General features: G+C 74.4%; 18 protein-coding genes. 6 read left to right on the plus strand and 12 right to left on the minus strand.

The genetic code is table 11. From position 1 onward, the window contains the following. Positions 1-26: 26 nt before the first annotated feature. The 6 genes from KGD83_RS27545 to KGD83_RS27570 form a co-directional block, all read right to left on the minus strand. On the minus strand, positions 27-1,661 hold the full coding sequence (locus KGD83_RS27545; protein WP_212641814.1) for a serine/threonine-protein kinase: 1,635 nt from the start codon (positions 1,659-1,661) through the stop codon (positions 27-29). A gap of 138 nt (positions 1,662-1,799) precedes the next feature. Further along, a complete protein-coding gene (locus tag KGD83_RS27550; RefSeq protein WP_212641815.1) occupies positions 1,800-6,200 on the minus strand; it encodes an FtsK/SpoIIIE domain-containing protein in 4,401 nt (1,466 codons plus the stop codon). Positions 6,201-6,295: 95 nt separating this feature from the next. Beyond that, on the minus strand, positions 6,296-6,592 hold the full coding sequence (locus tag KGD83_RS27555; RefSeq protein WP_017563317.1) for a WXG100 family type VII secretion target: 297 nt from the start codon (positions 6,590-6,592) through the stop codon (positions 6,296-6,298). Positions 6,593-6,747: 155 nt separating this feature from the next. Further along, positions 6,748-7,395: a hypothetical protein gene (locus KGD83_RS27560; protein WP_212641816.1), complete on the minus strand. Its 648-nt coding sequence runs from the start codon at positions 7,393-7,395 to the stop codon at positions 6,748-6,750. Positions 7,396-7,424: 29 nt separating this feature from the next. After that, positions 7,425-7,751 (minus strand): hypothetical protein, encoded by a 327-nt coding sequence (locus KGD83_RS27565; protein WP_212641817.1) that lies wholly within the window; start codon positions 7,749-7,751, stop codon positions 7,425-7,427. Positions 7,752-7,788: 37 nt separating this feature from the next. Further along, a complete protein-coding gene (locus tag KGD83_RS27570) occupies positions 7,789-12,456 on the minus strand; it encodes a hypothetical protein (protein WP_212641818.1) in 4,668 nt (1,555 codons plus the stop codon). A gap of 316 nt (positions 12,457-12,772) precedes the next feature. Between KGD83_RS27570 and KGD83_RS27575 the strand changes: the two genes are divergently transcribed. After that, positions 12,773-14,230 (plus strand): hypothetical protein, encoded by a 1,458-nt coding sequence (locus tag KGD83_RS27575; RefSeq protein ID WP_249352049.1) that lies wholly within the window; start codon positions 12,773-12,775, stop codon positions 14,228-14,230. Between the two features lie 56 nt (positions 14,231-14,286). Here KGD83_RS27575 and KGD83_RS27580 read toward each other — a convergent pair whose 3' ends face one another. Both KGD83_RS27580 and KGD83_RS27585 read right to left on the minus strand, forming a co-directional pair. Beyond that, positions 14,287-15,840, minus strand: a complete 1,554-nt coding sequence (locus KGD83_RS27580) for a hypothetical protein (protein WP_212641819.1) — start codon at positions 15,838-15,840, stop codon at positions 14,287-14,289. A 109-nt stretch (positions 15,841-15,949) separates the two neighbouring features. Further along, on the minus strand, positions 15,950-16,570 hold the full coding sequence (locus KGD83_RS27585; protein ID WP_212641820.1) for a YigZ family protein: 621 nt from the start codon (positions 16,568-16,570) through the stop codon (positions 15,950-15,952). Positions 16,571-16,654: 84 nt separating this feature from the next. On the opposite strand from KGD83_RS27585, the gene KGD83_RS27590 reads away from it, so the two are divergent. The 3 genes from KGD83_RS27590 to KGD83_RS27600 all read left to right on the plus strand — a co-directional run bounded on the left by KGD83_RS27590 (position 16,655) and on the right by KGD83_RS27600 (position 18,549). Beyond that, positions 16,655-17,353 (plus strand): helix-turn-helix transcriptional regulator, encoded by a 699-nt coding sequence (locus KGD83_RS27590; protein ID WP_212641821.1) that lies wholly within the window; start codon positions 16,655-16,657, stop codon positions 17,351-17,353. A gap of 20 nt (positions 17,354-17,373) precedes the next feature. Next, a complete protein-coding gene (locus KGD83_RS27595) occupies positions 17,374-17,868 on the plus strand; it encodes a DUF3291 domain-containing protein (protein ID WP_212644636.1) in 495 nt (164 codons plus the stop codon). Between the two features lie 63 nt (positions 17,869-17,931). Beyond that, complete coding sequence (locus KGD83_RS27600; protein ID WP_212641822.1) at positions 17,932-18,549, plus strand: superoxide dismutase family protein; 618 nt, start codon at positions 17,932-17,934, stop codon at positions 18,547-18,549. Positions 18,550-18,592: 43 nt separating this feature from the next. Here the strand turns inward: KGD83_RS27600 and KGD83_RS27605 are convergent, their stop codons facing one another. Both KGD83_RS27605 and KGD83_RS27610 read right to left on the minus strand, forming a co-directional pair. Continuing rightward, positions 18,593-19,312 (minus strand): YidC/Oxa1 family membrane protein insertase, encoded by a 720-nt coding sequence (locus tag KGD83_RS27605; protein ID WP_212641823.1) that lies wholly within the window; start codon positions 19,310-19,312, stop codon positions 18,593-18,595. A 131-nt stretch (positions 19,313-19,443) separates the two neighbouring features. After that, complete coding sequence (locus KGD83_RS27610; protein ID WP_013156479.1) at positions 19,444-19,734, minus strand: DUF6412 domain-containing protein; 291 nt, start codon at positions 19,732-19,734, stop codon at positions 19,444-19,446. Positions 19,735-19,969: 235 nt separating this feature from the next. On the opposite strand from KGD83_RS27610, the gene KGD83_RS27615 reads away from it, so the two are divergent. Further along, positions 19,970-20,287, plus strand: coding sequence for a hypothetical protein (locus KGD83_RS27615; RefSeq protein WP_013156478.1), 318 nt, complete (start codon positions 19,970-19,972; stop codon positions 20,285-20,287). 15 nt (positions 20,288-20,302) lie between these two features. Here the strand turns inward: KGD83_RS27615 and KGD83_RS27620 are convergent, their stop codons facing one another. Both KGD83_RS27620 and KGD83_RS27625 read right to left on the minus strand, forming a co-directional pair. After that, complete coding sequence (locus KGD83_RS27620) at positions 20,303-21,265, minus strand: sugar kinase (RefSeq protein ID WP_212641824.1); 963 nt, start codon at positions 21,263-21,265, stop codon at positions 20,303-20,305. Beyond that, positions 21,262-22,860: an N-acyl-D-amino-acid deacylase family protein gene (locus KGD83_RS27625; protein ID WP_212641825.1), complete on the minus strand. Its 1,599-nt coding sequence runs from the start codon at positions 22,858-22,860 to the stop codon at positions 21,262-21,264. Before KGD83_RS27625 ends, KGD83_RS27620 begins: the two co-directional genes overlap by 4 nt. A 183-nt stretch (positions 22,861-23,043) precedes the next feature. On the opposite strand from KGD83_RS27625, the gene KGD83_RS27630 reads away from it, so the two are divergent. Continuing rightward, positions 23,044-23,424, plus strand: a complete 381-nt coding sequence (locus KGD83_RS27630; protein WP_047868469.1) for a RidA family protein — start codon at positions 23,044-23,046, stop codon at positions 23,422-23,424. Positions 23,425-23,483: the final 59 nt, after the last annotated feature.

Genomic DNA, 23,483 nt, shown 5'->3' on the forward strand with positions numbered 1-23,483 from the left:
TCTCCCGTCGTTTCGAGTTCCGGCCCCTACCACGGCGGGGTGCCCGTACCGCTGGTGCTGTGCCGCTCCACCAGGCGGGTGATGGTGACGGTGCCGTCGGCGCCGGTGGTGTAGGTGACCTCGGCGGTGATGGTGCGACTTCCCTGGTTGACGTAGCCGGTCAGGGCCGAGGGGCTGGAGGGGACCGAACCGGCGCCGCCGTCGCCCACCGATCCGCCCTGGCTCTGGCAGAAGCTCCACGCGCACACCACGGTGGCGCCGTCGAGCACGCCGTACTGTCCCGAGCCGCCGGAGGGCTGGAAGGCCACGACGTGCTCGCCCGGCGGGCGTGTTCCGCCCGCGCCCACCCCGGCGCCCACGGTGGCCGTCGTGGTGGTGGGCCCGCCGTCGGTGCCCTCCTCGTCCTCCCCGCTCCCGGAGGCCTCCTCGGAGGGTTCCCCGGAGGGGTCGTCGGAGGGCGGGGGGCTCTCCTGCGGCTCCTGGCCCACCGGCCCCGGGCGCCGCCGTTCCTCCGCGGTCTGCTGCGCTTCGGCCGCGTCGTCCGGCTCGTCCCCGAACCATGCGGCCACGGGCAGGGAGTCCCAGTTGCCGACCAGGGCCACACCGCCGAATCCCAGCCCCGCGAGCAGGACCAGGGCGCCCAGGGCTGCGCCGACCAGGGCCAGCACCCTGCCGGAGCCGCCGGAGCTCCGGTCGGGGGCCACCGCGAACTCGCGCTCGGGGGCGGCCTGCACGCCCTGCCAGGTGTGGTCGACCACGGCGGCCATGACGCTGCCCGCCGCCGCGGCGGACTCCACGGGGGCGTAGGAGCGCCCCGGGTTGCCCGCGGCGACCACCCCGCTGACCAGCTCCAGCGCCGTCGGCCGCTCGGACGCCTCCTTGCTGAGCGCACGGGCGGCCAGGTCGGCGAGGGGTCCGCTGAAGCCCTCCGTGTCCGGTTCGCCGCTGATCACCCGGTGGGCGACGGCGGCCGGGTCGCCTGTGCCGAAGGGCGGGCGCCCTGTCGCCGCGTAGGAGACCAGCGCGCCCCAGGCGAAGATGTCGTCGGCGGTGCTGGCGGGCGCGCCCCGGTAGTGGTCCGGGCTGATCCAGCCGGGTGAGCCCAGCACGGACCCGGTGCGGGTCAGCGCGGTCTGGTCGATCGCGCGGGCCACGCCGAAGTCCAGGACGCGGGGGCCCTCCGGGGACAGCACGATGTTGGCGGGTTTGAGGTCGCGGTGGGCGATGCCGACCTCGTGGATCTGGGCGAGCGCCTCGGCCACCCCGGCGGCCAGACCGAGCAGGAGCTGTTCGCCGAGCGGGCCGTTCTTGCGCATGTAGGCGCTGAGCGTCATGCCCCGCACCAGCGGGGTGACCAGCCACGGCCGTTCGGCCTCGGTGTCGGCGGCCAGCAGCGGCACGGCGCAGGCGCCGCCCACCCGGCGCAGGAGTTCCACCTCGCGGGCGAAGCGTGCCCGGAACTCCGGGTCGGCGGAGTACTCGGGGTGGATGAGCTTGACCGCGACCAGGGCACCGCCTTGGTCACGGGCCGCGTACACGACGCCCATGCCTCCTGAGCCCAGGCGCCTGAGCGGCCGGTAGGGGCCGATGCGCCCCGGGTCGGCGGAGGTCAGTTCGGTCGCGGTCGCGGGGAGAGTGACGGCTGAGGGGTGCGTACTCACTGCTGTCTGCTCACAGGTCTCGTTCGGGGCGGGGGGGCACGGGGTCCTCCCCCGGAGGGGGTGAGGGGAGGAAGGGGGCACACTCATGAATATCACCGGTCCCGGCCCGGCCGCCCCGCTCGGGGCGGCCGGTGGCGGTCACGGCAGCGGCACCCTCACCTGTTGGATGCGGCCGTCGCCCAGGTGCAGGTAGGCGGTGCCTGGGGTGAGGCGGGGACTGGACACGCCCTTGGGCAGGCGCATGCCCAGCACCTCGCCGTCGCTCTGGGCCTGCGGCGAGAGCAGGGCTCCCACGCGGTTGCGCTTGAGGTGGACGTGCCACCCGTTGAAGCCGCCCTGGAGGGCCTCGTTGGTTCCCGCCGCGACGATGCCCCACCCGGCGCCGACCATGCCGCGGGCGATACGGGTGAACTCCTTGCCGAGGTCGCTCTGGAGGAGGAGTTCGGCGTCGTCGATCATCACCACGGCGGTCTCGCCCTGGAACCGGCCCAGCGCCTCGTGCAGTCGGGAGAGCTTCGGCTCGGCCGCGTCCAGGACCCCCTGGACCCCCGGCTGGTGGCGCAGGTCCGCGAGCCGCGAGGAGCGCGGGGTGACCAGCAGGAGCTCGGTGCCGGCCTCCAGCAGCGACCTGGCCATCGTGGCGAGCATGCTGGAGCGTCCGGACTGGGGCGGCCCGCTCACCAGGAACGTCGGGACGCGCGACAGGTCGGCGCTGACCGCGGTCAGCTCGTTTCCGCCCACACCCAGCAGCGCGTGCAGCGGACGCGGGGCCCCGGAACGGTACCGGGCCGTGTCGGCGTAGGTGAGCTGGTCGGGCAGGACGTCCACCCGGAACGGGCGCGGCCCGGGTTCCTGCTGGGGCCGCCGGGACACGAAGTCGGCGATACGGGCCAGTTCGGCGCCCTGTGCCGAGCCCTGCGGGTCGCGGTTGAGCAGGGCGAGCTGGACCTCCATGGCGTCCCCGGCGCGGAAGGCCCTGCCGTCGGGGATCTCCTCGGGCAGCGAGCGGGCGTTGAGCCCCGCGGCGCTGTAGTCGCCGTTGTCGTTGCAGCGCAGCACCAGCAGCTCCTCGGTGGTGGAGGAGTACTTGGTGCGGGTCAGGAGGCGGTCGCCGGTGGCCACCACGTGCACGCCCACACCCGCGCCGTCGCGCATGAGGGTGGTGACGCCCTCCACCAGGGCGCCGTAGTTGTACTCGCCGAAGGTCTGCTCGAAGGCGTCCACGCGGTCGATGAACAGCACCACGTGGGCGGGGCGCTCGTCCGGCGCCAGCTTGGTGCGCAGCTCCTCCAGGTCGGCGCAGCCGTGCGCGGCGAGGAGCTTCTGGCGCCGGTCCAGCTCCTCGCCGAGCATGCCCAGCAGGCGCACGACCCGCTCCCCCTGCGTGCGCTGGGCCACCGCGCCGCAGTGCGGGAGCCGTTCCATCGGCAGCAGGGCGCCGTTGCCGCAGTCCAGGCCGTACATGTGCACGTCGCCGGGGTGGTGGGCCAGGGCGAGGGAGGCGGAGATGGTGCGCAGCGCCTGGGAACGGCCGGTGCGGCCCGAGCCCATGACGTGCAGGTGCCCCGTCCTGCCCAGGTCGAACACGTACGGGAACTGGCGCTGCTGGGCGGGCACGTCGACCAGTCCCACCGGAGCGGGCTGGATCCGGCCGTGCACGGCCTGCGGGGAACGGCCCCGCAGCAGCTCGGACAGGGTGAGCGCGGTGGGCAGCGCGGGCAGCCACGGGCTGGGCTGGCGGCGGGCGCCCGACCGCTCGGCGGCCTCCTTGACCGCGGCGACCAGGACGGTCAGGTCGGTGACCTCCAGGTCGCCGGTGTCGGCGGGGCCCTGGACGGCCGCGGGCGCGGGCAGTGCGAGGTCCGACCACTTGACGGCGTGCGCGACCGGGTCGGAGGCGTTGGCCGCGGCCACGACCCTGCGCCCGCCCACCCGGCCGGACTGGAAGGGCAGCAGGGAGGCGTGCCCCAGGCGCGCGTAGGCGCGCCCGGGGGTGTCGATGCCGATGTGCGCGGACTCGGCGGCGTCGATGACGTCCCGGCTCTCGGCCTCGTCGGTCATCCGCAGGGCGATGCGCAGGTTGGTGTTGGCGCGGATGTCGTTGGTGACCACGCCGCCGGGGCGCTGTGTGGCCAGTACCAGGTGGATGCCCAGGGAGCGGCCCCGCTGGGCGATGTTGACCAGGCCCTTGACGAAGTCGGGCAGCTCGCGGGCCATGGAGGCGAACTCGTCGATGACCAGCATCAGGCGGGGCATCTGCGGCATGCGCGGGTCGCGGTCCAGCAGTTCCAGGTAGTCCTCGATGTCCTTGGCCCCGGCCTTGGCGAGGATGTGCTCGCGTCGGTGCAGTTCGGCGCCCAGCGACACCAGGGCCCGGCTCACCAGGTGGGTGTCCAGGTCGGTGACCATGCCGACGGTGTGCGGCAGTTCGACGCAGTCCTTGAACGCGCTGCCGCCCTTGTAGTCGATCAGCACGAACGACATGGACTCGGGGCGGTTGACCGCCGCCAGGGATGCCACGAGGGTCTGGAGAAGTTCGGACTTGCCCGAACCGGTGGTGCCGGCGATGAGGGCGTGCGGGCCGTCCCGGCGCACGTCCACCGAGAACGGGCCGTCCAGGCCCGCGCCGAGCGTGGCGACGGTGCTGCGCCCCCCGGAGGCCCAGTGGGCGGCGATGGCCTCGCCGTCGGGCGGTTCCAGGCCGATGACGTCGAGCAGGCGGGCGCTGCGCGGAAGCGAGCCGCCGCCCTCGCCGACGCTGCTGTCGCGCATGGGCGCCAGGGCGCGGCCCAGCCGGTCGGCCCAGGCCGCGGAGGGCACGTCGGCGCGCACGTCCTCGACGTTGTCGAAGGAGGTGCGGCGCAGGCGCATGCCGTGCGGGGTCGAGCTGACCACGGCCTGGCACTCCTCGGGGAGCAGGCGCTCGTCGGCGTCCAGGCACAGGACGTAGATTCCGGCCTCGGGGCCCTCGCGCAGCAGCTGGACCACGCCGGGCAGCGAGCGGATGCGCCGGGCGCCGTCGAGCACCACCACGACCGCGGGCTGGTCGGCGGGGTCGCGCCGGGCCTGCTGGCGGGCCTCCAGGAGCATGAGAAGCTCCGACACCCGGCGGGCGCAGGTGGTGGCGTCGATACCGATCCGGCCGAGCGAGAGCTGGGGGCGGTCGCCGCGCAGGTGGGGCAGGTAACGGGTCCAGCGCCAGCGGTTGTGGTCGCCCTCCATGGACAGCAGGTACAGGTGCAGTTCGGCGGGGCTGTGCAGGGCGGCGAGCTGGGCGACCAGCCACCGTTCCAGGGCCTCGGCCCCCTCGCCGCGCCCGGCCACGCCCACGACCCCGTTGTCCTTGACCGACACGCTCACCGGGACGTCGCGCATGTTCCAGGTGACGTCGCGGCGGTGCTCGTCCTTGGTGGGGTCGCTCAGGACCACCTGGGAGGGGATGCTGCCGGTGCCCACGCGCAGCTGGGTGAAGTCCTCGTCGATCTGGCGGCGCTCCCAGAGCCGCGCGCGCGGGCCGGTGGCCAGCAGCAGCACGGCGGCGGGGTCGGGGCAGGTGTCGCGGAGCTTGCGCTGTTCGGCGACGAGGGCGTCGCGCGCGTCGCGGGTGACGCGCTCCTTCTTCTCCTCGTACTCGTTGAGCTGCTTGTCGTAGCGCGCCTTGGTGGTGCGCCGCTGCATGATCTGCATGAACAGCACCGAGACGGGGGCGAGCAGACCGATGAGCAGGTACTGGGGGCGGCCCATGATGAGCGCGCTGCCGACCGCCATGGTGATCGGGATGAGGATCATCATGATCAGCTGGGTGATCGGGCGGTCCGGCGGTTCGGGCGGGGTGGGCAGCTTGAACCTGGTCTTGGTGGGCGCCGGGTGCAGGCGGGGCGGGCGGTTGTAGTCCAGCCCGGTGCCGTCGTCGGAGGCCACCACGGAGGCGTCGGGGCGGTGGTTGGGCCACACCTCGAAGAGGGTGCCGCCCAGGGTGAGCTGCTCGCCCTGCGGCCAGACGGTGTCCGGGCCGACCTCGTCGCCCTCCAGGGAGCAGCCCCGGCCCCCGCTCGTGCCCAGGATGGTGGCGGTCCCGTCCGGGGCGACCCGGATCCGCGCCCAGTAGCCCTCGGATTCCACGGCGAGCACGGCGACCTCGTCGTCGCCGACGACGTAGTCGCCGGGGTCGAGGCGGACCACGCGCCCGGCGTCGGGGCCCGAGACCACGCGGACCTCGACCACGCCGGGAGGCTCGCCCTTGACCGGGGCGGGGCCGCCCACGCCGACGAGGGAGCCGTCGAGGAAGCCCGCGTCGGCCAGGGAGGCTGACGGGTCCACGGGCCGGTCGCCCAGGTACAGCGGCACGTCCTGGCCGGGTGCGCGGGGCAGGGTGCGCACCATCGGATCGACGGCCTCGGCGAGCTGGCGCACCGTGGAGCTGGGGTCGGCGTCGACGAGGACGTCCAGGCGCAGCGCGGAGGACGCCACGGGGCCGCTGCCGTCGGGGCCGTCCACGGCCGGACCGGTGGCTGGGGTCGCTGTGAAGAGGAGGCGCACGGTGGGACTGCTTCCGGGTTCGTCGTCGGGTCGTGGCGGGGACGGCGCGAAGGCGCCGCCCCGCCTTCCGGGTGGTGCCGGGGTCTTCCCCGGGATCAGCCCCTGAGGCCCTCGCCCAGCTTGTCGTCGGTCTCGCTGAAGGTCTCGCCGACGGTCTTGATGTACTTGCCGATGCCTTCGAGGCCCTTGTTCACACCCTCGAAACCGGTGTTGAACTCCTCGAAGAACGGACGGAAGTGCTTCTCGGCGGCCGGGGTGCTGTAGCCGTCCGAGATGAGGCCGTCGACCTTGCTCTTGATGCCTTCCAGGCGCTCGGTGAACTCGTTGAACTCCTGGATGAGGGAGGACGAGGTCTCCTCGGTCTTGTCGCTGTCGACGTTGTACACGGGCATGTGTGCCTCCTGCTGGTCTGGTCGGGTGGGTCCTGTCGCTCGTGCCCGCTCGGCGCGGTCGTGGCGGGGGCCTGGACCGTTTCCGCGAGCACCATTGTGGTGGATACGTCATTCCGCGTGGTGGTTCGCCCCGTTCACCACCGGACGCGGTCCCCTCAGGTGGTCCGCTCGACCTCGCGGAGCCGGAACCGCGCGCTCGCGGTGACGGCGTCGAAGAGGTCCAGGACCTCCTCGGCCTGCTGGGAGTTGGGGCTGGTGCAGCTGACCATGACGCGTCTGTCGAGCCCGGGGAGCTCGAAGGCGGTGTGCATGACGACCGACCGGACGACGGCGTCCTCCAGGTCGTGGTCGGCGATACCGAAGACGCGGCCGCACGTTCCCGCGCCGGACTCGGGAAGGTCGACCACGTCCTTGCGCAGCCAGGTGCCCTCACGAGCGGTGGCGGTGTCCGGGTAGACGTGCTCGATCATCCGGATCGGGTCCATGGCTTGTGCTCCCCTCCCCGCCGGGAAGGCGAACACGCAGACGGTCGCCATGAAGAAGCCGTCGTCGTACTCCTCGAAGACACCCGCCGCCGCCAGCAGGCCCGCTCCGACCACGTCGCTCGTCACCTGGGCGATGTCACCGAACATGTCGTCGAGGGCGTCCAGCTCCTCGGGCCTGTTCCCGTGCATCTCGACGGCCTGGGCGCGCAGCCGGGCGAGGGCGTCCCCGCTGAGGTCGTACTGCGTCCACGTCTCGGGGACGGCGATGTCGAACAGGATGTCGACCTCGGGGACGTCCTCTTCGAACTGGTAGGGCATGGAGGTGCCTCTCCTCTACTGCCTCGGGGTCAGACGGCGACCTGGTTGGGCGGAGGAGCGGGCTTGTCGCCCTCCGTCAGGCTCGCGCCCAGCTTCTCGTCGGCCTCCCGGAAGCTGTCGATGACCGGGGTGATCGCCTGGAGCAGGGCGCCCAGGTCCTCGGCCTGGCGCTCGTAGTTCTTCTTGCAGTCCTCGCCGTAGTCCTTGGCCTTGTCCACGAGGTCGCCGGGGCCGATGTCCTCGGACCTGTCCTCGGGGCTCTCGACGTTCTCGCCCGCGAAGGCGTTCTGGATGCGCCCCAGGGAGCGCTCCATCTCCTCCAGGGCGCCGATGTCGATCCTCACGACACGTGCCACGCGTACTCCCTTCCTCGGTGTGTGTGCGGTCCGGCCCCTAGAGGAGGTTGACCCTCTCGTCGAGCTCGGCGTCCCTCCTGGCCAGGTCCGCGCTCAGCGCCTCGGCCGCGTCCCTGACCGCGTTCAGCCGTTCCAGGACCCTCTCCTCCTCCGGCGTGCGGCTGGTGTCCGCCTCCAGCGCACCGATCTCCGCGTCCAGCTCGGGGATCAGCTCCTCGTCGAGGAAGCCGGCCTGTTCCGCGATGGCACCCCTCTCCGCGGTGATGGCGGACTCCTCTTCGAGGTACTCCCCCGTGATCAGGTCGCGCAGGTCGTTGCGCACCGCCTGGTGGCCCATCTCCAGCGGGAAGGCCGCCAGATGGGACCCCGTGCCGTCCGTCGGCAGCGCGGTGGTCCCGGAGATCCGGCCCTCGGCCAGGCCCTTGGGAACGGCGGTACCCAGCTGGACGACGGCCTGGACGACGTCGGTACCCGTGAAGTCGCCGTCGGCGAACTCCTGCCAGGCGATCTCCACTCCCAGGCCGCCGAGGACGTTGACGAAGTTCTTGGCGAGCGTCAGGCGCATCTCCTCCAGCATGGCGCCGAAGCTGTTGAGGCTCGGCCGCACTGGGGAACGGTCCCCGTCCGGGGAGTCCCCGTCCCGCCGGCCGCCGGAGGCACCGGTGCCGTCGTCGGTGCGCGCGGGGGCTCCGTCACCGTCGGTCCGCACAGCCGGGGCGCCGTCGGTGCGGGGCGTACCGGTGAGGCCGCCGTCGTCGGCGCGTGCGCCGGGAACGTCCACCCGGTGCTGCGCGCCCCCGGGAGTGGTCACCCGGACGTGGTCTTCGGTGACGCGCAGGTCGGGACGGCCGTCGCCGCCGTCCACCCGGACCCCTCCCCGGCCGTCCCGGACCGTGCTGCCGGTGCCGTCGGTGACCGTGGTCCGGCCCGAGCGCGTCTGGGTTCCCTCGATGTCCCCCGACCGGAAGCCGACCTCGTCGGCCCCGCGGAACGGGGACGGGAGCCTGCCCGGCTCGGGCCGCACGCTGACGCCCTGGTCGGGGCGGGTGTGCCCGGTCATGCCTCCTTCGGGGTCCGCGGACACGCGCCAGCGCGGCGGGACCCTGCCCGCGTCCCCGGCGGTCTCGCCCATGCGCAGCGGGGGGTTGCCCTGGCTGTCCGGGGAGGGCCCGCGCACGTCGGTGCCGCGGGGACCGACGCCGATGGTGCGGTCGCCGTCGCGGACGGTGCGGTCCGCGTCGCGGGGCACGTCCACCCGGAGCCCGTCCGCGCGCGTGTGGACGGTGATCCCGTCGTCGGTGGTCACGCGGCCTCCCGTGCCCGAGTGCTCGGCCACCGGCCCGTAGGGGGGCGCCGCGTGCGTGGTCTCCCCCCTCCCCAGACCGGGCGAGGCCCCCGGCCGGGCGTCCGTCCGCGTCGTTCCGTCGGACACGTGGGCGCCGTCGGCGGAGCTGCGGGCGTGGACGCCTTCGGGTCCGCCCGCCACCACGCGCCCGGGACCGCCGGGCCTCTCGGGTCCGGAGGCGACCCAGTGGTCGCCGCTCCTCATCGCGGTGGAACCGTCGGGTTCGCGGACGGTCTGGAGCCGGTCTCCCCGGGCGTCCGGGGGCGTGCTCACCGAGGACTGGCCGTCGCGCGAGGTGGTCACGGTCCAGCCCTGGGGGGTGTCCACCCGCAGCGCGGGGTCCGAGCCCTGGACGAGGGTCACCCTGGTGCCGCCCGTGAGCACGCAGGGCTGGCCCGTAGCGGGATCGGTGCGCAGCGGCGGGTAGGGCCCGTGGGGGCGGCCGTCGGTGCCGTAGGAGCGCGTGGCCCCGTCGGTTCCGCGCACCTCCACGACGGTCCGGCCGTCCCGTTCGGTGATCCCGACGGCGGCACCGTCCTCAGTGCGCACACGCCCCGGCGCGGTACGGGTGTCCCCGACGGTGACGTGGCCGTTCGCGTCCTGGACGGCCCTCGGGGTCAGCGAGGGGTTGTCCGTCCTGATCTCGGCGCTGCCGTCCGGCCGGACGACCGCCCTGGAGTTGGCGCCCGTGGCGGCGCCCGCACCGTCACGGCCCTGCCACAGGTCGACTCCGCGCGCGCCGTCGGTCACCCTGACCTCGTGCTGGTCGGCCCGGATCCGGGTGTCTCCGGAGTCCACGGTGGCGCTGTCGGTCCCGCGGTCGTAGCTCTGCGAGGTAGCGCCCCCGGTGTCGAGCCGGTAGCCGTCGGGGCCGATCTCCGTGCTCCGGCCGGTGGCGGGGTCGGTCACCCGGGTGCGCGGCACGGCGGAGGAGCCGTCGTTCCCGGGCCGGGAGATCTCCGGGCCCCCGTTCTCGAACCGCAGGTCGACCGGCCCGTCTCCGCCCCGGGTGATGCGGACGTCGCCGTCGCCGCGGGGCTGCTGGACGGTGAGGCCGTCGCCGGTCCGGATGGTGGAGCCGTCGCCGTCCCGGGAGGCGGTGACGTCGCCGTCCGCGGTGGGGACGCGCACCTCCCCGTCCCGGTAGGAGGCGCCGGGGGCGCCGTCCGGTCCGGTCAGGGTGACGCCCCGCGGCTCGTCGTTCCCGCCGCGTGAGGCCGTGACCGACGCGCCGTCCGGCCGGGCCACCTGGAAGCCGTCGTCGGTACGCCGCACCGAGGTGCCGTTGACGTCCACTCCGTCGCGGGTGACGTCCATGGTGTAGTCGCCGCCGTCCGCCGGATAGCGGTAGGAGACGCTGCGCTCCCCGTCCGGTCCCCGGCCGGTGCGGTACTCGCCGAAGTCGCCGGAGGCCACGGTGCGGCCCTCCGCCGCTCCCGTGCCGTCGTGCGTGGCGGAGGGCACGCCGTCGTCGGGGCCGGCCGGGGTGTCTTCCGCCCGCGGTCCCGTGGGCGCTGCGGCCCCCTCGTCCTGGCCCGCCCGGCCGGATGCGGCCGGGGCCTCCCCGCCGGGCCGCCCCGCGGCGGAGGTGTCGTTCCGGTGCGGCACGCGGTCGTCGACCATCGGCTCCCCGGGCTGGCCCGGGCGCTGGGAGGGCAGGCGTACGCCCTCGCCCGCGACGTTGGCCCCGCCCGTGGAGCCCCCGTACTCGCCCTCGAAGCGCTGGCCCTCGGGACCGGGCCCGCCGTCCGTCGAGTCCGCGGTGGCGGAGGAGGTCGTACCGCCCTGCGGGGAGGCGTCCGGGCCGTCCCCCGGGGAGCGGGAGGGGTCGGCGGCTCCGGGAGTGCCGCCCGCGTCGGCGGTCGCGGGAGCACCGCCGGTGTCAGGAGCGGACGGGGCGACGGCGGGTTCCGACGTGGCCGGGTTCCCGCCCGTGTCGGAGTCGCCGGAGCCCACGGCGGCGTCGGGCGTGGCCGGAGCGGCCGCCGGTTCCGGGGTGGAGGGGATTCCGCCCGTGTCAGGAGCGGACGGGGTGACGGCGGGTTCCGACGTGGCCGGGTTCCCGCCCGTGTCGGAGTCGCCGGAGCCCACGGCGGCGTCGGGCGTGGCCGGAGCGGCCGCCGGTTCCGGGGGCGCGCCGTCGCCGACCGTGGGCGCGGGATCGGGCCCCGGAGCGGGGCCGGAGCCGCCGCCCGAACCGTCGGAGCCGCCCAGGAAGGACGGCAGCGATCCGTGGTCGCGGGCGGCGCCGACGGCGGCGCCGGGCACGTTGGTCGCGGCGGCGCTGGCGAGTTCGTACCCGAGGTCGATGTCCTCCCAGGAGGTACCGGCGGCCATCTGGACGGCGATCGAGGAGCCCATGCCGACGGCGGTGTCCCGGGCGCCGGTGGTGATGGTCGTGGAGATGATCGGGTGGTCCCGGCTGACGCGGCCCACCGTCGACGTGACGGTCCGGACGGCGCGGTTGCCGCCCACCGCGCCCCGTACCCCGCTGGTGGCGCCCCGCACCGCCGAGGAGGCGCTGCGCACTCCCGAGGAGATGCTTCCGGTCACGCGCGGAGCCGCGGCGGTCAGACCCCGGGTCACCGCGCGCCCGCCGCGCAGGAGCACACCGCCGGGGACGAGGGAGATCAGGTCCAGGCCGAGGGTGGTGACCGTCTCCATGTTGAAACCGAGCTTGCCCTCACGGTGGAGGGTGGACGCGCTGATCGCGAGCGCCCCGAGGGCCAGGGCGATGCCCAGGCCCGGGATGAAGATGGCGGCGATACCGCCGACCACGAGGATCGCCGCGTAGATGAGGGGGTTCTCCTCGACCCACGTGACGATCGCGTCGAGCCATCCCCACAGCTCGTTCGGATCGCCCTGCTTGGCCTCCTCCAAGGCGTTCTTGCAGGTGCTGACGGCGTCGTCCATGTCACCGAGCACCGTCTGGAGGCGCGTGACGTATGCGTCGCGGACGGGGTCGTCACCGTCCGTCTCCCGCTTCCACTCCTCGGGGTCCTCCAGGGCGAGGTAGGCCTGTTCGGCCTCGAAGACGATGATCCCGCTCTGCTCGCGGGCCGTCTCCAGCGCGCCCGTCCAGGTTTCGAGGGCCTTGTAGCCCTTCTCGTAGGCGTTGTGTGCCTTGTCCAGGTACTTGGGCAGTTCCTCGATGAGTTCCTTGAGGGCGTCGACGGTGCTGCCCTCGCCCAGTCGCCCCTTGTCCAGCCTCCGGAGGTCGGCGGCGGCCTGCTCGGCGGCGTCCGCCAGCCCCTCGTAGAACGTCTTGAGCGAACGTACGTCGTAGGCGGACCACGGAACCGGGTCCCCCTCCCTGTCGAGGAGGTCCCACCTGTGGTGAGTGCGCGGTTGCTTGGCCACGTCCCGTATCGCTCGCTTTCCAGATCGCAGAACGGCGCGGTTCAGGCGATCTCACACCTGCCACGGGGATGGGGAGGGGACTGTGCGGGCCCGGGGCCGGGGGCGCTCGGAGAGTCCGACATCATAGACTGCCACGCCCACGCGTGAACAGATGTCCCAGGGGCCCGCAAAGTTCTCCCGAACCTCGTAGGGTTTGCCTTCGCCCGTCCCTGGCGGTGTCCGCCGCCCCGCGGAACCGGCCCCGGGCCCGGCGACGCCGGTCCGCGCGGCACGGAAGGCGTTCCCCAGCAGCGAAGACAGTCACAGGAGAGAGCGAGTGACCCTGACAGCGGCGGCACGGTCCGGATCCTCGCAGGCGCGCCCCGCGCGCGGGGCCATGGCGTTCACGGCGGTCCTCGCCACCTGGTGCGCCGCGTCCGCGGGACCGGCCGCGGCGGACACCGCCACCGGCACGTACGACATCTGTCCCACCGTGTACTACTACGTGGTCCCGGAGGGCTCCCCCGGCCTGGAGGGCATCGCCGACCTCGTCCTGGGCGACCCCGGGCGCGCGGACGAGATCTACGAGTACAACGCGGGCCGCACCCAGGCGGACGGCGGCGCCCTCGGCGAGGACCGCCAGGTGAGCCCCGAGTGGCGCCTGGTGGTGCCCTTCGACTCCGGCGGCGAGGGCGTCTACGAGGGCTTGGACCCCCTGTGCGTGGTCTCGGTCGACCGGGCCAACGCGCTGGGGCAGGAACCGCCCTCGCCCCCTCCCGCCCCTCCCGCCTACACGCCTCCCCCGGAGGAGGAGCCCTCCGCGGAGGCCGCCTCGGGGGACACCGCGGCCGAGGAGGAACCGAGCATCGACCCGCGGCTGCTCGCGGCGGGCGCGGCGGGCCTGGTCCTGCTGACCCTCATCACCCTGTTCTGGCAGCCGATCGGCCGGGCCCTGGCCTGGCCGTTCCGCAGGGCCGCGGCGGCCCGGGCCGACCGTCCGCGGAAGCGGCGGCCCTCGCGCCCGGGAGCGGCCGCGCGGCGGCGCCGCGCCGCGACGGACCTGATCGCCTCCGACCCCGACGCGGCGCGGCGGGCCGGGACCGCGCACGCGGAGCTGGTCGGCGCGCCCGCCGACGTGCCCGTGCGTCCCGTGGCCCTGCTGACCACGCCCTCGGAGACGGCCGCCGTGGTACCCGCCGGGGCGACCCCTCCGGCTTCCTCCTGGCGGGCCGTGGACACGACCACCTGGCGCTACGGCAGCGGCCGGTCGTCGGCACCGGTGCGCTTCGGCACGTCCGTGCACACAATGACGGGGGCCGCGCTGCGGGGCGTGCTGGTGTGCCTGGGGCAGAAGGAGGGGACGGACGCCCTGGTGCACGTTGACTTCACCCGCGTGCGCGGGCTGCTGGCGGTGGACGGGGACCCGAAGGTGGCCGCCGACGCGGTGCGCGTGGTCGCCGACGGACTGCACGCGGCGGGCCTGCGGGTACGGGTGCTCAGGCAGGGGCGCCCCCTGCGCTCGCTGGTCCCCGACACGGTCCCGGTGGTGGCGGCCCCGGACCCGATCCACGGGCTGGACCCGGGAACGGAGGCGCCGACGGTGGTGGTGGTCCCGCGCCCGCTGGGCCAGGCCGACGAACACGTGCTGACGAGCCTGCCGCCGGACGTGATCGTGGTCGCCGCGGGCTCCTCGCACGCCGCGCGCTGGCAGTGGGAGGCCTTCGACGACGGCACGGTGCACACGGGCGCGCTGGGGATCGACGTGGTCCTGCGGATGGCCGAGCCCAGGGGCTGAGCCCGTCGCCCCGGTGTCCGGAGGCCGCCGCCGGGGCGGCCCCTCGGCGTCGCCGGTCAGCTGGCGCCGTCGTCCGGAGCCCCGGAACCCTCCGCGTCGGAGGGCTCCTCGGACTCCGCCTCGGAGGGTTCGTCCGGAAGGGGCCCGTAGACGAAGCGCTGCCGGTCGTGCACGAGGATGGCGTGCCCGCTCTCGGTGACCGCCTCCACGTACGCCGGGAGTTCGTCCTCGACCACGTCCATCGTGACGGCGTCGAGCACCAGCTGCCGGTCCTGTCCGCCGCTGGCGCGGGAGTCCCCGTAGACGAGGCCGTCGAAGGCGAAGGCCGGGGAGATCGACCCCGCCTCCTCCTCCAGGCCCCACAGGACCCCTCCCCCGGCCAGGTCGACCGCGACCACCGGCGCCGTACCGCTGGCCTGGGGCAGCAGGAGGGTCCCGGTGGCCTCGTCGTAGAGGCTGCCCGCGACGCCGTCGGGGTCGAAGGCCCCGGCGACAGGGTTCGTGCCCGGCTCCTCCAGGGTCCACAGGAGGTCGCCGGTGTCGGGGTCGTGCGCGGAGAGGGTCGAGGGCGCCTCGGACTGGGCCCAGCGCAGCAGCAGGACGTCCTCGCCCTCCGGCTCGTCCTCCCCCGGGGCCTCCCCGTCATCCACGTCCTCTCCGTCATCCCCGTCCCCGGCGCTCTCGGACGCGGACTCGCTCGCGGACTCCGACTCGCTCTCGGACCCGGTGGCGGAGTCCGGTTCGGGAAGCGTGTAGAAGCCGATCACCTGCGGCGCGGGAACCCGGGAGGATGTGGGCAGGCCCAGGTCCTCGTCCTCCCCCTCGACCGTCCACAGCTCCTCGCCCGGGGTGTCGGCTCCGACGGAACGGGCGTGCAGGACGGGGCCTCCGGTGGCGAGCAGGACCAGGTCCCCGCGTGCGGCCACGGGCACGCCCAGGGCCGGTTCCCCGGGCTCCCCCTCGGCCCCGGACCCCTGCTCCTCCTCGCCGGACCCGGATTCGGCGGCCCCCTCCTCCGGCTCGGCCGGAGCCTCGAACTCGTAGTCCCACAGCGCGTCGCCCCCGCCGTCGAGCAGTGAGAACGATCCGTGGGGCTCCTCCGCGGTCCACCCCTCGGGGCGGCGCACGGCGAGGCCGTCGAGGTAGGCGTCGCCCTCCCGCGCCGGTTCCCACAGCAGCTCGCCGCGGGAGTCGAGGACGAACGGCAGACCGTCGGCGTCCGCCATGAGCAGCACCCGCTCGCCGTCCCGGTCGGTGCCGAAGCCGTCGAGGCGAGCCGCGCCCTCCCACAGGGTCTCGCCGGTGGCGGCGTCGTGCAGCAGGTGGCGGTCCTCGCTGCCCGAGCTGACCAGGAAGGCGTCGCCGACCGGGCTGATGCGCACGCCGAGGGGGTCGGCGAAGATCTCGTGGACGCCGGCGGAACCGCCGTGCAGGTAGCGCAGCACCTCGCCCTCGACACCGGGCGGTGCCTGCCCCTCGAACACGGTGGGAACCGGGGCGGGCTCCTCCCCGGGAGGGGGCGCTGAGGGTTCAGGGTCACCGGTGCACGCGGTGGCCAGCAGCACCGCGAGTCCACAGGCGAGGGCCCTGGGCACCCGTGAGCGGCGCATGGACGGTTTCTCCCCACGAACGATGACGTTTACGGCAAATCCTAAGCCGCGCCGCGACGGGTGGACACAGGGAGAGCGAGTCGTTACAGCCATGGGACGTGGCGCGGGCTCAGGGCTCCACCTCGACGACCGTGGTCCCCCGCACCTCGAACTCCGCCCTCCCCCCGGTCAGCTCGGCCAGGCGGACCTCGAACCCGGGCAGGTCGGCCTCGGGCAGCGCCACCTCGATCCGGACCCTGTCGGCGTAGGCGACGTCGCGCACGGTCAGGGAGGAGTCGCGCAGATCGCTCTCCAAGCGCCCGCCGAGCACGTAGTCGGCGAACACGTCCACGACGAGGAGCTCGCGGCGCTCCAGGACCCCGAGCGCGTCCACGGCGGCGGACACCGCGTTGCCGTAGGCGCGGATCAGCCCGCCCGCGCCGAGCTTGACACCGCCGAAGTAGCGGGTGACCACGGCGACGGTGTCGGTGATCCCCCTGCGCCGCAGCACCTCCAGCATGGGCAGCCCCGCGGTCCCGGAGGGCTCGCCGTCGTCGCTGGAGCGCTGGACCTCGCCCTGGTCGCCGAGCACGTAGGCGGTGCAGTTGTGGTTGGCGCCCCAGTGCTCCCTGCGGCGCTCGGCGATGAAGGCGCGAGCGGCGTCCTCGGTGTCCACCCTGGCCAGGGCGCAGACGAAGCGGGACCTGCGGATCTCCAGCTCGTGCTCGCCGCCGTGTCTGATCGTTCGCATGTCACCTGTTCGGCAGGGGTCGTGGTCGTCCACCAGTGTCCCACCGCGCGCCGTGCCGGGCCGGGCCGCGCCGACAATGGGGGCATGGACGACTCCTCGATCGACGCCGCGCAGGCCCTCGCCGACCCCGTGCGCCGCAGGCTGTACGAGTACGTGGCGGCGGCGCGCGGAGAGGTCAGCCGCGGCCAGGCCGCGGACGCCCTCGGTATCCAGCGCACCCTGGCCGCGCACCACCTGGACCGGCTGGCCGACTCGGGCCTGCTGGAGGTGGCCCGCCGCAAGGTGAGCGGCCGCGAGGGGCCGGGGTCGGGCCGTCCGGCCAAGCTGTACCGGCGTGCGGACCGGGAGCTGTCGCTGCACCTGCCGCCGAGGGACTACGAACTGGCCGCGCACGTGCTGGCGGAGGCGGTGGAGCGGCACGGGGCCGAGGAGGCACTGCACGCGGCCGCCCGCGAGGAGGGCCGACGGATAGGCGCGGGACACCGGGAGGAGCCCCTGGTGGAGCTGTTGCGCGCCCGGGGCTACGAGCCCGAGGAGGGGGCGGCCCGCGCCACGGGCGGCGGCTCCGGACCGGACGGGGGCCCGGAGGAGGACGGCGGCGTGCGGCTGCTCAACTGCCCCTTCCACACCCTGGCCCGCGCCTTCCCCCCGCTCGCCTGCGGACTCAACCTGGAGCTGCTGCGCGGCCTGCTGGAGGGACGCGGCGGGGACGGGGCGGAGGCCCGGATGGACGCACGTCCGGGCCGGTGCTGCGTGGTGATTTCCAAAAATAATGAATATTGACATAGAAGACCGGCCGTGGTCTGCTGTGTCCCGTGAACGAGACCTCCCCCTCCGGGCACCACCTCGCCCAGATCAACGTCGGCGTCCTCAAGGCCCCCCTCGACGACCCCTCCATGGCGGGCTTCACCGCCCGCATCGACCCGATCAACGCGCTGGCCGACAGCGCCCCGGGGTTCGTGTGGCGGCTGGTGGAGGAGGGCAAGGAGGACGCCACCGGCCTGCGGCCCTTCGGCGGCGCCCTCCTGATCAACTACTCCGTCTGGCGGGACGTGGAGTCGCTGTGGAACTTCACCTACCGCAGTGAGCACCTGGAGCTGCTGCGCGGGCGCCGCGAGTGGTTCGAGCACCTGCGGGAGGCGTATCTGGTCCTGTGGTGGATTCCCAGCGGTACGATCCCCACTGTCGAGGAGGCCGGAAGGCGCCTGGACCTGTTGCGCGCCGAAGGCCCCACCCCCGAGGCCTTCACCCTCAGGTCGCCCTTCCCGCCCCCGGCAGAACGCGCTCCGCACGCCTAGTTATCCCTCGGGTACCTTGGGTAGTCTTGCGGGCGACCGCTGAGAGCAACCGGGAGTTCCGTCATGCGCATCACACCGTTCGCCGTCGGCCTGGCCCTGACCGCGACCCTCGCCACCGGTTGCGCGCAGTCCGACACCGCGGAGGACGACGGCTCGGCGGCCCAGGAGTCACCGCAGTCCTCGCCCAGCGCCTCCCCCAGCGTGACCGCGTCGATCTTCCTGCCTCCCGGCGAGGGCGCGGGCGCCATCACCTACGACGAGACCGCCGTGCCCGAGGGAGCCACCTCCGACGTGCAGGTGCGCACCCAGGACGGGCAGACCCACGTGCAGTTCACCGGCACCAGCCTGGAGGGGGGCCGCGACTTCGGCGCCCACGTGCACACCCGGCCCTGCGGCGACGACCCGGCCGACGCGGGCCCCCACTACCAGAACGAGCTCGACCCGGCCGCAACCGAGGACGAGCCCTCCAGCGACCCCGCCTACGCCAACCCCGAGAACGAGGTCTGGCTGGACTTCACCACCGACGACGACGGCAACGCCCGCGCGACCAGCACGGTGGACTGGGAGTTCCGCGAGGGCGAGGCCCGGTCGCTGGTGCTGCACGAGCACCACACCCACACCGGTGAGGGCGAGGCGGGCACTGCGGGCGACCGCCTGGCCTGCGTCAGCGTGGACTTCTGACGGACCGGCGGTCCCCGGAGCGCTCCGGGGACCGCGCCACGGCTCAGTCCGGGACGACCCGGCGCAGCAGGAGCCGCTCCCCCAGCGCCCACGCGCTGGAGGTCAGCAGGTACAGGCCCCCCGCCAGCGGCACGAACGCGGCGACCGCCACGGTCGTGAACTGCGTGTAGGTCAGGAGCCCGGGGAGCTGGGGCCGGCCCGGGTCGGCCTCGGCGCCCGCCCGCATCGCGGGCAGCACGAGGTAGCGGCGGTTGGCCCAGGCCACGAGGGCGATCAGGGCCAGGAGCGCGGCGAACACGGGAGCCGCGGACGCCCCGTCCGCGCCGCCCAGCAGGGTCGCGCCCAGTTCGACGCCCCCGAAGGTGTGCGCGAGCATCGCCTCCTCACCGCCGCCCGCGCCGATGAACACGCCGTAGAGGGCGATCATGACGGGGACCTGGGCGAGGGAGGGCAGGCAGCCCGCCAGCGGGGAGGTGCCCGCCTCGGCGTAGACACGGCGCTGTTCGGCGACGAGCCGTTCGGGGTTCCCGCGGTGCCGGGCGGTGATCCTCGCCAGCTGCGGGGCCAGGCGCGCGCGTGCCTTCTCGGCGCGGACCTGCACCACCCCCAGGGGGACGAGCAGGAGGCGCACGGCCACGGTCAGGGCCACGACGGCCAGACCGGCGGCCAGGCCCCCGGTGAGGGGGGCCAGCAGTGAGGTGAGGGCGGACAGGACGGTCGAGAGCAGGGTCATGGCGGCCGCGATCGGCCCGAGGCTGTACAAGGCGGGAAGGCCCTTCGTCCGGTGGGAGGGGAACAGACGTCGGGCCGCTCGTGACCGCGCGCACAGGGCGGAGCGCACATCCGGGGCGCGGCGCGTGCGGGCGCGCACGCGGGAGTGTGTCAGGGAAAGGGTCAGCGAGCGGCCGGAAGGGCCGCGCCGGGGGCTCTGGGACGGGGCCGTCCCGCCGCGTCGGGGTCACACAGGGTGAGCACGGGCAGGCGCGCGGACCTGCGGCGCATCGCGCGCACCGCTCCCGCGGCGGCGTCGCGCGCCGGGCAGGCCCAGGTGCCGCGCAGGACGTACCAGGCGACGGCCGCGCCGACGGCGGCGACCAGCAGCGCCAGGGAGCCGGGGACCGGCAGGAGTTCGGCGGGGACCACGCCCAGCATGAGGAACTCGAAGAACGCGAGGAGGAGGCTCATGACGCCCTCACCTCCCCGTTCCGGTCGAACCGCATTGTATGCGCGGCGGCGGCGCCCCACAACGCCCCGCCGCGCCCCGGGGCGGACGGCGGCGGCGGTCGGCGGGCGCAGAAATCCGCCGACACTCCGCCGGGGCTCCTCTCGGTTCTCGTGAAGCTGTAGCTAAATGACACAGAGTAACCAACTCCGTGCTCGCCGGGAGCCCCGTGCGGGCCGGCAGAGAAGGGGAGTTACCGTGCCGATCCGCCCTGCGAACCTCGCCACCATGTCCGCCACCATCGCCGGAGCGATCGCCGGGCTGTCGAGCAGACAGGACCAGGCTCCCCCGGTCCGGGTCACCTTCGAGTCCGGCTACCAGCAGACCGTGGAGAACGGGGGCTGCCGCACCCTCAAGACGGGGCAGGGGGGCGTCACCGGGATCTCCACGGAGAGCAGGGTCAAGTTCGCGCTCTTCGCGGGCACGAGCTGCCAGGGCAGCCGCGCGCTGGCCTCCGGACACGGCTCGGTGAGCTTCGGCGACCCGGTCCTGGCGGGCGCCATCGTCATCGGCTGAGGACCGGGCGGGCGCTCAGGCCCCCGCGGAGCCGCGGATGAGGGCGACGTCCGCGGGCAGGGCCTCCAGGACGTCCCCGGGCGAGCGCAGCACCGCGCCCGCGACCGCGTGGCCCAGCCGCAGCCGCCGCTCCACGGACAGCCCGTCGAGCAGGCCGGACAGGAAACCGGCGGCGAACGCGTCACCCGCGCCCACCGCCTCGACCACGTCCACCGGCGGGGACGGCACGAACACCGCGCCCTCGGAGTCGAAGCAGGTCGCGCCGTGCTCGGCGTCCTTGACCACCAGGACCGGCACCTCGGGCAGCACCGCCCGCACGTCCTCGGCCGCCGGGGTGCCCCACAGCCGCTCGGCCTCGTCACGGCCCACGAAGACCACGTCGGCGCGGCGGGCCAGGTCGAGCAGCACCGGCGCGGCGGTCCTGGCCCCCCACAGGGCGGGCCGGTGGTTGACGTCGAAGGAGCGCAGCGCGCCGTTCCCGGTCCGGCGGTCCAGCAGGTGCTCCACGAGCGCGGCGGCGCGCGCGGACAGGGCCGGGGTGATGCCGGACAGGTGGACCACGCCGGGGTCGCGCGCCCACACCCGCTCGGCGTCGGCGGCCGACAGGGCGGAGGCGGCCGAACCGGCGCGGTAGTACAGGACGCCCGCGCCGCCGGGACCGGTGTCCTTGACGTACAGGCCGGTGGGCCGCTCGGGGTCCACCTCCACACCGGTCACGTCCGCGCCGCACCCGGCGACGGCGCCGGTGACGATGCGGCCGAAGGGGTCGTCGCCGACCCGGCTGACCCAGGCGGCGGTGTGCCCCAGGGCCGCCAGGGCGACCGCCACGTTGGACTCCGCGCCGCCGGTGCCCACGACCAGCCTCGTTCCGGCCGCGAGCGCCTCGGCCGAGGCGAGCACCGCCATGGTCTCGCCGACGCAGACGGCGTCGGCACTGCTGGTCGGCTCGCTCCCCGCGGGGGTCGGGTGCTCGCTCACAGGCGGTTCCTCCGGACGGATCGGCCGGGCAGCCGGTCGGTGCGACGGCCGTCCCGGACGGTGAAGTCTCCCGACACGAGGACGTGGTGGATGCCCCGGGGGGCCAGGCGCGGTTCCTCGTAGGTGGCGCGGGCGTCCACGGTGGCGGGGTCCAGGACCACCAGGTCGGCGACGGCACCGGCCTGGATGACGCCGCGGTCGGTGAGGCCGAGTCTACGCGCGGGCCGGGAGGTGAGGTGGCGGACGCACTCCTCCAGCGTGAGCACGCCGAGTTCGCGCACGTAGTGGCCCAGGTAGCGGGGGAAGGTGCCCCAGCCGCGCGGGTGCGGCACGGCGCCGACGAGGATGCCGTCGCTTCCGGCGGTGTGGGAGCTGTGTCGCATGATGGTGCGGATGTTCTCCTCGTTGCCCACCTGGAGCAGGCAGCCGCTGCGCAGCTCGTCGGCCACGAGCAGCTCCATGTAGAGGTCGCCGGGGAGGCGCCCGCGCGTGCGCGCGAGGTCGGCGACGGAGGATCCGACGGCCCAGGACAGCCCGGGGTCGGCGACGCCGGTGACGACGATGGCGGACCAGTCCATGGGGACCCCGTGGTTGCCGTCGGTGCCCTCCTCCTCGATCTCGCGCAGGACGCGGGCGCGGGTGGGGGCGTCGCGCAGGCGCTCCAGGGTGGCGGCGGTGCCGCCGACCTGCACCCAGCTGGGCAGCGGTGCGCCCAGGTGGGTGGCGCTGGCCCGGTAGGGGTAGCTGTCGAGGGTGACGTCGAGGCCGTAGTGGACGGTGGCCTCGTCGATGGCGTCCAGGACCTCGGGGGCGCGGCCGCGGTTCTGCGGGAAGTTGACGTGGCAGTGCGCCAGGTGCAGGGCGACCTGGGCGCGGCGCGCGATCTCCAGGCACTCGCGGTAGGACTCCACGACCCGGGAGCCGTAGTTGCGGTGGTGGGGGCAGTAGTAGCCGCCCGCGGCGCGGACGGGTTCGAGGAGGGCGACGATCTCGTCGTCGGTGGCGTACATGCCGGGGGTGTAGGTCAGGCCGGCGGACAGTCCGTGCGCGCCGTCGGCCATGCCCCGGGCGACGATCCGGCGCATGCGGTCGAGTTCGTCGTCGGTGGGCGGGCGGTCCTCGCCGCCCAGGACGGCCATGCGCACGTTGCCCTGGGGGACGAGGACGGCGGCGTTGACGGGGGCGCCCGCGTCGATCCGGTCCAGGTACCCGCCGACGGTGCGCCAGGAGTGGTCGAGGTCGGGTAGGCCGTTCCACGCGGCGAGCTGGGCGCGCAGTTCACCGGCGGTGTCGTCGGTGACGGGGGCGTAGCCGAGCCCGTCCTGGCCCAGGACCTCCAGGGTGACTCCCTGGAGGGTCTTGGCCTCGTGCGCGGGGTCGGCGAGGACGGCCAGGTCCGAGTGGGAGTGCATGTCGACGAACCCCGGGGTGACCGCGAGCCCCTCCACGTCCACGACGGTGCCTGTGGTGCGCGCGCCGCCGGGTGGGACGATGTGGGCGATGCGGCCGTCGCGGAGGACGAGGTCGGCGCGGCGGGAGGGACCGCCGGTGCCGTCGACCACCAGTCCGCCGGTGAGTACGGTCTCGGAATGCACTGTTCCTCCGTTCGACGTACCGGTCACCCCGGTGCGGCGCGCGGCCGACCGGTGTCCGGTGTGGCCAAGATACGCTGCCCGGAAGAAAATTGGTAACTTTGTTGCCAGTAAAGCGCCCGTGAAACGGCACGGGCACCGGCGCGCGCACGCGCCGCCGGAGCAGACCAGCGAAGGAGTCCACGGATGTCCAAGAAGGCGGTCCGCACCGACAAGGCCCCCGCTCCGGCCGGGGCGTACAGCCAGGGAGTGGTCGCGGGCGGGTTCCTGTACACCGCGGGCTTCGGCCCGCAGGAACCCGAGACCGGCCGCGTGGCCCCGACCGTGGGCGAGCAGACCGCCCAGGTGCTGGCCAACATCTCCGCCGTGCTGGCCGAGCACGGCCTGACGCTGGACGACGTCGTGAAGGCGACCGTCCACCTGGAGAACCTCAAGGCGGACTTCCCGGAGTTCAACGCCGTGTACGAGGAGCACTTCAGCGCGCCCTACCCCGTGCGCACCACCGTGGGTTCGGACCTGGCGAACATCCTGGTCGAGATCGACGTGGTGGCCAAGCTCCGGGACTGAGCCCCGCCCGGCCGGCCGGGGCCCGCCCGGGCCCCGGCCTTGCCCCGCCGCCTCCGACC

The sequence above is a fragment of the Nocardiopsis akebiae genome (genome assembly GCF_018316795.1).
GTDB lineage: Bacteria > Actinomycetota > Actinomycetes > Streptosporangiales > Streptosporangiaceae > Nocardiopsis > Nocardiopsis dassonvillei.